Origin of the sequence: Nocardia sp. NPDC004860 (assembly GCF_040609015.1) — a bacterium.
Classification (GTDB): Bacteria; Actinomycetota; Actinomycetes; order Mycobacteriales; family Mycobacteriaceae; genus Nocardia.
Genome location: NZ_JBEXJI010000022.1, coordinates 41,853 through 54,602, shown reverse-complemented (window position 1 = coordinate 54,602; position 12,750 = coordinate 41,853). Strand labels below are relative to the sequence as shown.

The window sequence follows — 12,750 nt, the reverse complement described above, 5'->3', positions numbered from 1 at the left end:
ACCCGTCCGAGGATCTGCGCATCGTCCGGATGAGCCTCACCGCCTTGTGTCACAGCCGAATTATGCGGTGCCGCACCGGCACGGGGAGCAATTCGGCGCGGCCGACACCACAGCGAGACGCCGGCCGGTCATCCCGGACTGCCACCGGAATTTTCCGCGGCCCACGCCGCTATCTGCGCGCGCGAGGTGAATCCCAATTTGGCCAGGATGTGTTCGACGTGCCCCTGCGCGGTGCGTTGCGAGATCACCAGCCGTGACGCGATCGCTCTGTTCGTCAGACCTTCCGCGACGAGGTCGGCGACCTGCCGTTCACGTTTCGTCAACTGCTGCGGCGAACTCTCCGGCGCGGGGGACGGTTGGTCGAGCGCGAGCCGTACGGCCGTGTCCAGACTCATCGCAGAGCCTTCCTGGCGGGCCCGGTCGAAGGCGCGTACGCCGATGGCTCGGCGGCTGTTCCGCATGCACTCGGCACGGTATTCGAGCAGATCACGGACCATGAGCGTATCGGTGCCGGCAAGGCCCCCCAACTTGTCCGCCGCGCCCATCAGGACCGCCGCACGGCGAGGTTCGTTCCGGTCGGCCGCAATCCAGGCCAGCGTCTCCAGACAACCCGCGGCGACGAGCGGATCGGAAGTCAACGCGGACAGCCGAACGCCTTCCTCCAGCAGTCGCTTGGCGCGTTCGACGTCGCCGCGGCGCCACACGGCGAAGCCCGCCGCGAACAACGCCCATGAGCGATAGATCGTTTCGCCGCAGGCCGCTGTCATGGCGAGCGTCTTCTCGTGGCAGGCGACGGCCCGGGCAACGTCACCGCCCAGGGCGTAGGCCCAGCCGAGAGAGAGTTGAGCGTCCAATTGCATGCCGAGCTCACCGCACGCCTCGTAACTACGGACCACATCGGTCAGCAGGGCAACCGCGTCGGACTCACCGACATTGCCGCGGGCGAGCGCCTGATTTGCCTCGGCGTGGTTGACCAAGGCTCCGACCAGCGGTTCCACCGTCTGCTCGGCGAGTACGCGAAGCTCCGTGAACCGGTCGTTCGCGGTCCGCAGGTCGCCGTTCAAACCCGCGATCGAGCCGGCGGCGAACAGTGCCCTGGCTCGACCCGTGGTCCGGCCGTCGAGCGAATGGCCGAGCACGCGCTCATACCAGCGACGACCCTCGTGGAGCCGCCCGCGCGAGCCCCAGAACAGGTAGAGGTTCGTGATCATCCCGAGCCCGCCTTCCTCGGACTCGGACAGGCTGAACTGCAATGCCTGTCGAAGATTCGGCAGTTCCCGCTCGAGCCGGGCAACCCAATCCAGTTGATGCGGGCCGATGAAATTGGCGTCCGCCTCGCGGACCAGTCGTTCACACCAGTCCCGATGCCGCCAGTGCAGGTCCGGGAACCGACCGGACTCCTCGGCCTTCTCCCGGCCGAATTCCTGCACTGTCTCGAGCATCCGGAAGCGCACCGCCCCATCGGCTTCCTGCCGGACCAGGATCGATTTGTCCACCAGCGCGGACAAGGTATCGAGCACCTGGGACTCGGTCATGTCATCGGCGCACACCTGCTCGACGGCGTCGAGTTCGAAGCCGCCGGTGAACACCGACAGGCAAGCCCACAGCCGCTTCTCGTCGGGCGTGCACAGGTCATAGCTCCAATTGACGCAGTACCACAGCGTCTGCTGCCGCTTCGGCGTTCCCCGGCCACCCCGGGTCAACAGGGCGTACCGGTCGCTCAGCCGGGTCTGGATCTGCTCCACCGACATCGTGCGCAGCCGCGCCGCGGCCAGCTCGATCGCCAGCGGCAATCCGTCCAGCCTGGTGCAGATCTGGGCGATGGCACGCTGGTTCGCTTCGGTCATCTCGAATCCCGGCACCGCCGCGGCGGCGCGTTCGACGAACAGTGCCACCGCGTGGGAGTGCGCCAGCGCCCGCTCATTGGTCGAATCCGGAATCCCGAGCGGCTGCACCGGATACACGGTTTCCCCGCCGATCCCGAGTGCCTCCCGGCTGGTGGCCAGGATTCGCACATTCGGACACGCCCGCAGCAGCGCCTCCGACAGCTTCGCGGCCGCGTCGACCACGTGCTCACAGTTGTCCAGCACCAGTAGCAGGTCATATGGTTCCAGCGCCTCGACCAGCGTGTCGAGCACGGATATGACACCTTGGCTTCGTATTCCGAAGACAGCGGCCACCGCATCGGGCAGCAGAGCGTCATCGCGGAGCTCCGCCAACTCGACCAGCCACGCCCCGTTCGCGAACTTCTGCCGGACCTTGTGAGCGACTCGCTGTGCGAGCCTTGACTTTCCGACCCCGCCGATCCCGGTCAGGGTCACCAGGCGCGACCCGGGCAGCAGATTGCCGACCTCGGACAACTGGGTCCGTCGATCGACGAAGCTGGTCAGCTCGAGCGGCAGATTTCCCGTACCCTCATGCAATCCGTCGCTGCGGATTCGCGGAACTCCTTGCGGCCCTGACGGTTCCGAACTCACCAGCGATTCGGATTCGGAGCCCGATTCGGCGCGAACCGCCATCTCGTCGACCGCGAAACCGTGCTCTCGCTGTATTCGGCGCAGTTGCTCGCCCAATCGCGCTGCGGTAGGCCGGTCGTGCGGGTCGCGAGACATCGCGGCCTCGATCCCTGCGCGTACGTCCCAGGGGATACCGATTTCACAGCGGTCGAGATTCGAGGGGGCGGTGATCCGCACGAATTGGGTCGCCGCCTGCTCACCGCGGCGGCGTTCGAACCCGACGTGGCCGGTGAGCGCACCGAGCAAGGTGGCTCCCAGCCCGTAGACGTCCGAGCCACGGCTGGGCGCCTGCCCACCGAGCACCTCGGGCGCGGTGAAGGCCGGCGAGCCGGTTTCGGCCTCTGTCTCGAACTCGCCGGAGACGTGGGCGATACCGAAGTCGGTCAACACCGGCTCGTCGTAGTCGGTGAGCAGTATGTTCGCCGGCCTGATATCGCGGTGGAGAACTCCCGCCCGATGTGCGGATTCCAGCGCCCCCGCGATCCTCACCCCGATATGAAGCATGTCCGGGAGAGACAGCGGACCATCGTCCCGGAGACGTTCGGCCAGCGAGCCCCGGGAAAAGTACGGCATGACCAGATAGGGCCGACCGCTGCCCGTTTGCCCGATCTCGAACATGCTGACGATGTTCGGATGCCCGGTCAGACGGCCCATCGCCCGCTGCTCGCGAAAGAACCGCTCCCGATCCTCCTCCAGTTCACCGGTCAGGACCTTCACCGCCACGGTGCGGTCAGCGGCAACCTGCGTACACCGGTAGACAGCCCCGAGACCGCCCCGCCCGATCTCATGGGCGTCGTCGAACCCGGCAGCGCTCAACTCCGTGACGACGTCGGGACCGGCATCACGCTGCGTTTCGAATGGAACACTTTCAGCCATCGGTAACTCGTAAATCGCCAGCAGCGGACACCAGTCAGAATATCCCTGCGCGAGTGGTCCGACCATCACGAAAAATGCTCGCGACCGGCCGTGACCGCGCTGCGAGGATGCCGTTGGTTCCCGGGTGGCAACCTCTGCCATGCCCGATATGGGTGCCGGCGGGGCGGCGGATCGAGCCAAGAGCCGGAAAAGGGTGAGTCCTGGAAATAGGTATGTCTGCGGGAGATCGGCCGTCGTGCCGAAACAGACCCGCAATCGATGCTGTCATCACTGCCGAGCGCGGCCGATTCCCCCGAAACGCCGCCAGGGCTCACTTTCGCCCCGCAGGTCGCAAAGGAGCGACATGTGCTCGGCATCGAAATTCCTGAGGAGGAACTCAATGGCCACCGGACGCCGTCCCCGATCCCGGAGCGCCCTTCGCTTCGCTGTCTACGCCCTGGCGGCCGCATCATTGTCGATCGCGGCAACCGCCGAGGCCTCGGCACTCGTCCCCGAAACGTCGGTGCAGACCGTTCCAGCAGCCATGAGCACTACCGGCACAAAGGTTTCGGCAGAATCCGCCGCGTACAGTTCCGACCTCGATGGCTGGATCCTTCAGGCACTGGATATCATGGCGGCACAAGGCATTCCGGGCAGCTACGACGCCATCCACCGCAACATCATGCGTGAATCCGGCGGCGACCCCGGGGCGATCAACCTCTACGACTCCAACGCAGCCAGCGGCACCCCGTCCAAAGGCCTGCTCCAGGTCATCGATCCGACGTTCCAGGCCTACCACGTCGCCGGAACCTCCTGGGACATCTACGATCCCGTAGCCAACATCACCGCCGCCTGCAACTACGCCGCCGCACGCTACGGCTCCATGGACAACGTCAACTCCGCATACTGACCCCCGGAAACCCGACCCTCGATGCAAGGGCGTGATCCTCGACTTCGGCCCGGCAATCTCGCAGTGTCGCGAGGTTGCCGGGCCGAGCCTCGACCAGCCACGCCGTGGCGTCACGCTCACAGGTGCGGAACAGGTCGGCTCGGTTGCCGTCGGCGGTGCCTACGCTGCCGATCTGGCGGTATTGCGGTGTGGGCCAGGGCTTTTCGGGCTGGCGGCCTCGACCTCGATGGTGTCTCGATCCTTCGCCCTCGAGCTTCCCTGGGTACCGGATCCCATTGCCGTTCGGCAGGTCAATGAAGCTGTCGTTCGGCGTCTTCTGCGATCCAGGCCGCGATCTGCGCGCGGGAGGTGAATCCGAGTTTGGTGAGGATGTGCTCGACGTGGCCTTGGGCGGTGCGTTGGGAGATCACCAGTTTGGCGGCGATCTGCTTGTTGGTGAAGCCTTGCGCGATGAGGTCCGCGACCTGGTTCTCACGCTTGGTGAGGGCCACGGCCGGACCCGATGCGGGCACGGTGTCGGCAGGTTTCTCGCCGAGTGCATAAGCTATGGCGTCGTCCATCCCCATCGCTCTGCCTTTGCGGAATGCCGCATCGAATCTGCGGGCGCCGAGAGCGGATCGCGTTGTCCGGACACACTCGTCGTGATTGTCCACCATTGGCAAGATGGGCGCAGGGTTACCGAAGGACCGCCGTCCTTCTTGTGCGGCTCCCATCAGTACGGCTGCACGCTCGGCGTCACCGTTGGCATCGGCGACCCAGGCCAGCACCTCTAGGCTCAACGCGGCAACGAACGGACTGCGCATTCGCCGGTTGACTCGCAGTGCATCCTCGAACAATTCGATTGCCCGGGACCGTTCACCTTGCCGCCAGGCGGCCACGCCCAGTCCCCACAACGCCAGCGATCGGAAGTACGATTCACCGACCTCTTCAGTGATGGAGATCAACTGCTGGTAACACTGGATCGCCACTTCTGTATCACCGGCCAGTGCGTGCACTCCGCCGAGTCGGGCCAAAGCGGCAGCGTAAAGGGATCCTTGCCGATTCGAGTTGAGCATCGCGACAGCGCGTTCCAAGCAGGAGACCGCTAGAGGAAGCTCACCGCGATAGAGCGCCACGATACCGTCGGCGTAGACGATCAGTGCCTGGGTCATCGGGGTGGGAACCGGTTCGGCGAGCACGCGTCCCTCCTCGGCAAGGGCGGCAGCCGCCGGCACGTCGCCCTGCACCGCTGCCATGATGCAGCCGACGTGAAGGGCTTTGACACGGTCGGGTACCGATTGCCGGGCCGGGTGGTGCAGAAGCTGGTCGATCCAACGGCGACCTTCGCTGTACAGACCTCGGAAAGTCCAGAACATGAACAGGGCGGCGGCGATCTGTAGTCCGGCTTCGGCCGCCTGCTCGGTGTTTTCGGCCAGGCTGTATTCGAGCGCGTCGCGCAGGTTGGGTTGTTCGCGTTCGAGCCTGGCGGACCAGTCGGGCTGCCGGTCGCTGATCCACCCTGCCTCCGCGGCGAGCGCCAATTGGTGGCACCAGTCGCGGTGCCGACGCCGTAATCGATGATCCTCGCCGGACTCGCGCAGCTTCTCTCGGCCGTAATCGCGGACTGTCTCCAGCATCCGGAACCGCACCACACCACTCGACTCCTCGCGGATCACGATCGACTTGTCCACCAGCGAGGACAGCACATCGAGCAGATCCTCGGGACCAAGATCGGCGCCGCACACCTGTTCGGCCGCATCGAGTTCGAAGCCTCCGGCGAATATCGACAGCCGGGCCCACAACTGCTGCTCGGCCGGGGTGCACAATTCGTAGCTCCAGTCGACACACCATCGCAGTGTCTGCTGCCGGGTGGGCGCGGTCCGGGTGGCGCGTGTCAGCAGCGCGTATCGATCGTCGAGACGGTGCAGGATCTGCTCGGGCGACATGGCGCGCATCCGCGCTGCGGCCAGCTCGATCGCCAACGGCAAACCGTCCAACCGGGCGCAGATCCGAGCCACGGCCGCCTTGTTGTCGTCGGACAGTTCCAGACCCGGCACCACCGCGCTCGCCCGGTCGGCGAACAAAGTCACGGCATCGGAGCGTCGCAATTCCCGCGCCGACGGCTCCCGATCCGGGTCCGGAACCGTCAGCGGCGCCACCCACAGCACCGCCTCGCCGCCGATATCGAGCGGCTCGCGGGTGGTGACCAGAATCCGCAGGTCCGGACAGGTCCGTAACCATGTCCCGACCAGTTCCGCCACCCCCGCCACCAACTGCTCACAGTTGTCCAGCACCACCAGCGACTTCCGCGTGGACAGGAACTCGACCAACACCTCGGACAACGGCCGCGCCGGATCGTCGCGCAACCCCAGGACGGCCGCCACCGCATTGACCAGCAGGGACGGGTCGTGGACATCAGCCAGCTCGACCAGCCACACCCCGTCGGCGAACTCCCGGCGCGCGGTCGCCGCCGCCCGCAACGCCAGCCGGGTCTTGCCGACCCCACCGATCCCGGTCAACGTCACCAACCGCACCGCCGACAACAGATTCTTCAACTCCGCCAGCTCAGTGCGGCGGTCCACGAAACTGGTCAACTCCAGCGGCCAAGTACCGCCTCCGCGTGGAGCCGTCGTCACGGGCGGACGCCACCCTGGTGGCTCAGCCGACTTGCGGTCCTGGCGCTCTCGGGCCGGTTCGGGGTGCAACGCCATCTCGTCGACCGTGAACCCGTGGTGGCGTTGCGCCTGCCGGATCGCCTCACCCAAAGCCGCTGCTGAGGGCCGCTCGCGCGGATCGCGGCTCATCGCCGCCGCGACCACCGCGGACACATCATCAGGGATACCGCTCTCGCGCAGGTCGGGCACCGGCTGGGTGGTGATCCGCAGGAACTGGGTCACCACGTTCTCCCCGCTGCGACGCTCGAATGCCGCATGCCCGGTCAGTGCGCAGAACAGGGTGGCGCCCAGCCCATAGACATCCGCGGCCGGCGCGGGGTCCTGGCCCTCGAGCACCTCCGGGGCCGTGAACGCCGGCGACCCGGTCAAAGTGCCCGCGCTCGTCTGGAAGCCCCCGGCGATCCGCGCGATACCGAAATCCGTCAGCGCGGGCTCGCCATGATCGGTCAGCAGCACATTGCCCGGCTTCACATCCCGATGCACGATGCCGAGGCGATGCGCGCTCTCCAGCGCCCCGGCCATCTTCACCCCGATCCACAACACGGTCTCGACCGGCAGCGGACCTTGCCCGCGGATCCGTGCATCCAGCGAGCCGACCGGGTGATACGGCATCACCAGATAGGGTCGTCCGCTCGCGGTGACACCCGCCTGCAGCATCGTCACGATGTTCGGATGCCCGGTCAACCGGCCCATCGCTTGCTGCTCCCGGAAGAACCGCGCCCGGTTCTCCGCGTCCAGTTCGGCGGTGAGGATCTTCACCGCCACCGTCCGATCCAGCTCGGTCTGCGTGCAGCGGTAGACCACACCGAAACCGCCCCGCCCGATCTCCTCGGCATCCTCGAACCCGGCTGCGGCCAACTCCTCCGTGACCCGATCGAACACGTCACGAACTGTCAGGAACCGATCGTCCTCACTCATCAGCGGCCCACCATCCACCGGCGACCCGGCACCGAGCAACACCCGCCAGATCTTCGTCAACGCACAGCGTATCCCCGCCGAACCTCGGCAACCGAGTATCGGGAAGACGCTCCAGAGTTGGAAAACGCGATTCGACCAGCCGAATTCAGGGACACGGGCCGGCCCGTTCCCGCAGCTGGGTGATAGGTCTCCGCCGCTACGTGCGGACCCCCGCACGCGGATTGAGCAAGAAGCAGAAATAGGTATGTCTGCGGGAGATCGGCCGTCGTGCCGAAACAGACCCGCGACCAATGCTGTCATCACTGCCGAGCGCGGCCGATTCCCCCGAAACGCCGCCAGGGCTCACTTTCGCCCCGCAGGTCGCAAAGGAGCGACATGTGCTCGGCATCGAAATTCCTGAGGAGGAACTCAATGGCTACCGGACGCCGTCCCCGATCCCGGAGCGCCCTTCGCTTCGCTGTCTACGCCCTGGCGGCCGCATCATTGTCGATCGCGGCAACCGCCGAGGCCTCGGCACTTGCCCCCGAAACGTCGGCACGGACCACTCCGGCAGCCATGAGCACTACCGGCACAAAGGTTTTGGCCGAGTCCGGCGTGTACAGTTCCGACCTCGACGCCTGGATCCGCCAAGCACTCGATATCATGTCCGCACAAGGCATTCCGGGCAGCTATGACGCGATCCACCGCAACATCATGCGTGAATCCGGAGGAGATCCCGGCGCGATCAATCTCTACGACTCCAACGCAGCCAGCGGCACCCCGTCCAAAGGCCTGCTCCAAGTTATCGATCCGACGTTCCAGGCCTACCACGTCGCCGGAACCTCCTGGGACATCTACGATCCCGTAGCCAACATCACCGCCGCCTGCAACTACGCCGCCGCACGCTACGGTTCGATGGACAACGTCAACTCCGCATACTGACCCTCGGGAGCCCGACCCCGCCGACTCGCGCCCGCATGAAGTATCTTCGCGCGCGGGTTCGGGCTCGGCGGGACCGCGCTGTTTCACGAGGTATTCATGCCGACGACGAGACCTTGCTGCGCGCGGATGGCGCACTGGGCGGACCTCATCGACTTCGAGGTTTTCCCGGTCATCACCTCGGGCGGCGTGCGCTCCCGCCTCGAATCGGGCTGAGCCGCACCATAATCCGCGCGGCTGCCGGAGGCCGTCGGTGCCGGTGCTGCCTCGAGATGGCGGCACCGGTACCGGGTGGTCAGCGCGCGCCGTGCGGGAGCGTGGTGCGTTCGACGCGGCTGGCAGCGATCCGCTCCGCCGCCAGCTCGGCGGCCCGTGCGTCGTCACCGGTCAGCCTGCCGAGAATACGGCTCAACGGCCTGACTTCACCGAATCCGCCCCAGTGCCCCTCGGGAATCTCGGTGGGGAACACCCAGATTCGGCCGGGATCACGCGGCCATGCGCCGTCCTCCGCGTCGAGTATCGCCTCGGTGACCTCTGCGATGACGCCGGCTCGCTTGGCGGTGTCCAGTTGTCCTTCCGGGACCGACGGGACCACTTTGTACCGCGGCATGTCGGCGGGTGCGCCACCGACGTAGACCGCTGCCGGGCGGTGCAGGAACACCCACGAGACCGAGCGCGTGACCGGATCGGCGGGGTCGAATCCCTCGTGGCGGATGAGGATTTCGGTGATCTGATTCATCAGCGCCGCTTCCCGCTCGGCCGTGAAGGTGCCCTCGGGAATGTAGACATCGAGCATCGGCATGCCGACGACCTCCTAGATTTAGTTTCTAAACTCAGATGAACGAACGCTAGGGCCGCTGAGTGGAGATTGTCAACCTAGCCCGATAGGGTGGCCACATGGACCCGGATCGCCGAATCGACACCGTCAACTGCTCGGTGGGACGCGCACTGTCGGTAGTCGGGGAACGCTGGTCGCTGCTGATCGTTCGAGAGGCCATCGATGGCGCGACTCGCTTCAGCGACTTCCGTGATCGCTTGGGTATCGCCAGCAACCTGCTTTCCGCCCGGCTCGACAGCCTGGTCGAAGCCGGTGTGCTGCAACGCACCCCATACCAGGAGCCGGGCTCCCGGCAGCGCTACGAGTACCGCCTCACCGAGCGCGGCCTGGACCTGCGGCCGACCCTGGTGGCGTTGCTGGAGTGGGGCGACAAGTATCTGGCCGATCCGCAGGGCCCGTCGGTCGTGATCCGCCATCACACCCCCGACACCGATCACGACTGCGAAGCCCCGGTCCGGCTCGTCCTGGAATGCGCCGCGGGCCATGCCCATCTACCCCCATCGGCCATCCACCGCGCCCCCGGCCCAGGGGCCCAATTCGTGAAATCGTGATCAGTTACCAGCGCCGCCGTGATCGGTCCAGGCGATAGCGCGCAGCGGAAACGAGCCCATCCCGCGCACCGGCGCCGGCAGTGCGACCAGCCTGGCACCGATGTCGGGGACCACATCCAGGTTCGTCATCTGCTCGATGATCGGGATTCCCGCCCCGAGCAATGCGTGGTGACAGGGACGCGTGGGCAGCGAGATATCGTCGATGTCGAGCGAGTCGATTCCGACCACCGCCACATTCGCAGCGACCAGCGCCTCGGCGACCTCACCGATCAGGAACGGATGCCCGGGGCCCCGGTACGACGGGGACCCCCACCGAGCCGACCATCCGGTGTGCACGAGCACCGCCTTGCCCCATAGCCGTGCCGGGTCACCGAGCACATCCGGTCCCACCGCGCGCATGCCCGCCGCGCGGATCATCACGATCGGTACATTGAGCAGCCGCTCCAGCGGCAACTCGGCGATATCGGCGCCATCGGCATGGAAATGGAAGGGCGCGTCGATATAGGTGCCGGTGTTGCCGACCATATCCACCCGCGCGATGTCATAGGCCATGTCGATCAGCGGCGACTGCTGACGCGAAATATCTGTGGTGACCCGCGGTCCCGCCAATCCCGGGTAGGTGAGCATGCCGTCCGAGATCGGATGGGACAACTCCACGGTTGTCCTGCTCATGCCAGGAACCGTACCTCGATCCCGCTGAAGATCTCGGATCGGAGGCGACGTTGCCAGGGCGAGCGTCCGCAGGCGGCTCTTGCCAATTTCTCCAGGAAGTCGGCTGCGGCCACAGCATCACCGGCGGTCCGAGGAATGCGGGAACCCGCCCGCCACGCCAGGGCCGGGTACCGGCGACGCGGCGGATTGATCGAGAAGCAGAAATAGGTATGTCTCCGGGAGATCGGCCGTCGTGCCTATACAGGCCCGCGACCAATGCTGTCATCACTGCCGAGCGCGGCCGATTCCCCCGAAACGCCGCCAGGGCTCACTTTCGCCCCGCAGGTCGCAAAGGAGCGACATGTGCTCGGCATCGAAATTCCTGAGGAGGAACTCAATGGCCACCGGACCCCGTCCCCGGACCGCCCGCCGTCTCGCCATCTACGCCCTGGCAGCCGCATCACTGACGATCACGGCAACCGCCCAGGCCTCGGCACTCGTCCCCGAATCGCCGGCACGGACCACTCCGGCAGCCATGAGCCTCTCCGGCAAGGTTTCGGCGGAATCCGGCGTGTACGTTTCCGATCTCGACGGCTGGATCCTTCAGGCACTGGATATCATGGCGGCACAAGGCATTCCGGGCAGCTACGACGCCATCCACCGCAACATCATGCGCGAATCCGGCGGAGACCCCAGCGCCATCAACCTCTACGACACCAACGCAGCCAACGGCACCCCGTCCAAAGGCCTGCTCCAGGTCATCGATCCGACGTTCCAGGCCTACCACGTCGCCGGAACCTCCTGGGACATCTACGATCCCGTAGCCAACATCACCGCCGCCTGCAACTACGCCGCCGCACGCTACGGATCCATGGACAACGTCAACTCCGCATACTGACCCCCGGAAACCCGACCCCGCCCACGCGCCTTCGATCTCGGCGAGTCTTGTTCCACCCGGACAGATAGTGCTGCTCCGCGCCTTGGGGAAACTCGAGCCGAACCTGTCCTCAACCACATCCGTCCGCGGCACCACCGACTGAATCGACGCCGGGTAGGTCTCGCAGTTCTGGCGAATCTTGTTGGGGCGGCAGCGGATTCGCAGGGCGATCCACTGCCGGACGCCGCCGCCGACCGCAGGCGTCCGATACCCGGGCGAGCGACCGCTGTGAAGTGCTACGTTGACCCTGCACTCCCGTCGAAACCGCCGTGCGTCTACGACGCCAGGCGCTCCGTTCAGCATCGGAAATCTCTGGTCAGGAGGCATCGCGTGAGTACCTACACGGTCGGCTACATCATCGGCAGTCTGTCCAAGGAATCCATCAACCGGATCCTGTCCAAGGCCCTGATCCGGCTGTCACCACCACAGTTGACGTTCACCGAGATCCCGATCAAGGATCTGCCGCTCTACAACCACGACTACGACGCCGACTACCCGCCGGAGGGCCGCGCGCTCAAGGCAGCCATCACCGCCGTCGACGCCCTGCTGTTCGTGACGCCGGAATACAACCGCTCGATCCCGGGCGCGCTGAAGAATGCCATCGACTGGGCCAGCCGCCCGTGGGGCGACAATTCGTTCACCCTCAAGCCGTCCGCCGTCATCGGCGCCTCGCCGGGCAAGATCGGCACCGCGATTGCTCAGCTCAGCCTGCGTAGTGTCCTGGGCTACTGCAATTCCCCGCAGATGACTTCCCCGGAGGCCTACATCCAGTTCCGCCCGGATGTCTTCACCCCCGACGGCGATGTCCTCGACGACTCGACGAGGCAGTTCCTCACCCGGTTCATGGCGGATTTCTCCGCTTTCATCGACAGCGTCCACGGCGTGGTCCCCCAGCTCGGCTGACCGATTCGCGCGGCCGGTGGCGCACCGGTGCCGTGTCGGTGGTTTCCCTGCCGCCGCGACCGACCCGCCCGGTGCAACGAGGACGAGGGGAGAAGACGT

9 protein-coding genes are annotated in these 12,750 nt (G+C 66.1%); 5 read left to right on the top strand and 4 right to left on the bottom strand.

The annotated features are described in order from the left end of the window. Window positions 1–128: 128 nt before the first annotated feature. On the bottom strand, window positions 129–3,392 hold the full coding sequence (locus ABZV44_RS31420) for a protein kinase (RefSeq protein WP_354844160.1): 3,264 nt from the start codon (window positions 3,390–3,392) through the stop codon (window positions 129–131). Between the two features lie 379 nt (window positions 3,393–3,771). Here ABZV44_RS31420 and ABZV44_RS31415 point away from each other — a divergent pair, with 379 nt between their 5' ends. After that, entirely contained in the window at window positions 3,772–4,281 is a 510-nt protein-coding gene (locus tag ABZV44_RS31415; protein WP_354844157.1) for a transglycosylase SLT domain-containing protein, read from the top strand. 290 nt (window positions 4,282–4,571) lie between these two features. Here ABZV44_RS31415 and ABZV44_RS31410 read toward each other — a convergent pair whose 3' ends face one another. Beyond that, a complete protein-coding gene (locus ABZV44_RS31410; RefSeq protein ID WP_354844154.1) occupies window positions 4,572–7,853 on the bottom strand; it encodes a protein kinase in 3,282 nt (1,093 codons plus the stop codon). Between the two features lie 411 nt (window positions 7,854–8,264). Here ABZV44_RS31410 and ABZV44_RS31405 point away from each other — a divergent pair, with 411 nt between their 5' ends. Next, the gene (locus ABZV44_RS31405) at window positions 8,265–8,774 is read left to right on the top strand and encodes a transglycosylase SLT domain-containing protein (protein ID WP_354844151.1); all 510 of its coding nucleotides are present in this window, start codon (window positions 8,265–8,267) and stop codon (window positions 8,772–8,774) included. A gap of 292 nt (window positions 8,775–9,066) precedes the next feature. Here ABZV44_RS31405 and ABZV44_RS31400 read toward each other — a convergent pair whose 3' ends face one another. Beyond that, entirely contained in the window at window positions 9,067–9,573 is a 507-nt protein-coding gene (locus ABZV44_RS31400) for a hypothetical protein (protein ID WP_354844148.1), read from the bottom strand. Between the two features lie 95 nt (window positions 9,574–9,668). Between ABZV44_RS31400 and ABZV44_RS31395 the strand changes: the two genes are divergently transcribed. Next, a complete protein-coding gene (locus ABZV44_RS31395) occupies window positions 9,669–10,160 on the top strand; it encodes a helix-turn-helix domain-containing protein (protein WP_354844146.1) in 492 nt (163 codons plus the stop codon). On the opposite strand, the gene ABZV44_RS31390 is transcribed toward ABZV44_RS31395, so the two are convergent. Further along, complete coding sequence (locus ABZV44_RS31390) at window positions 10,161–10,832, bottom strand: cyclase family protein (protein WP_354844143.1); 672 nt, start codon at window positions 10,830–10,832, stop codon at window positions 10,161–10,163. A 376-nt stretch (window positions 10,833–11,208) separates the two neighbouring features. On the opposite strand from ABZV44_RS31390, the gene ABZV44_RS31385 reads away from it, so the two are divergent. Together ABZV44_RS31385 and ABZV44_RS31380 are read left to right on the top strand one after the other, a co-directional pair. Then, window positions 11,209–11,709 (top strand): transglycosylase SLT domain-containing protein, encoded by a 501-nt coding sequence (locus ABZV44_RS31385; protein ID WP_354844140.1) that lies wholly within the window; start codon window positions 11,209–11,211, stop codon window positions 11,707–11,709. 369 nt (window positions 11,710–12,078) lie between these two features. Further along, on the top strand, window positions 12,079–12,651 hold the full coding sequence (locus tag ABZV44_RS31380; RefSeq protein ID WP_354844137.1) for an NADPH-dependent FMN reductase: 573 nt from the start codon (window positions 12,079–12,081) through the stop codon (window positions 12,649–12,651). Window positions 12,652–12,750 lie beyond the last annotated feature (99 nt).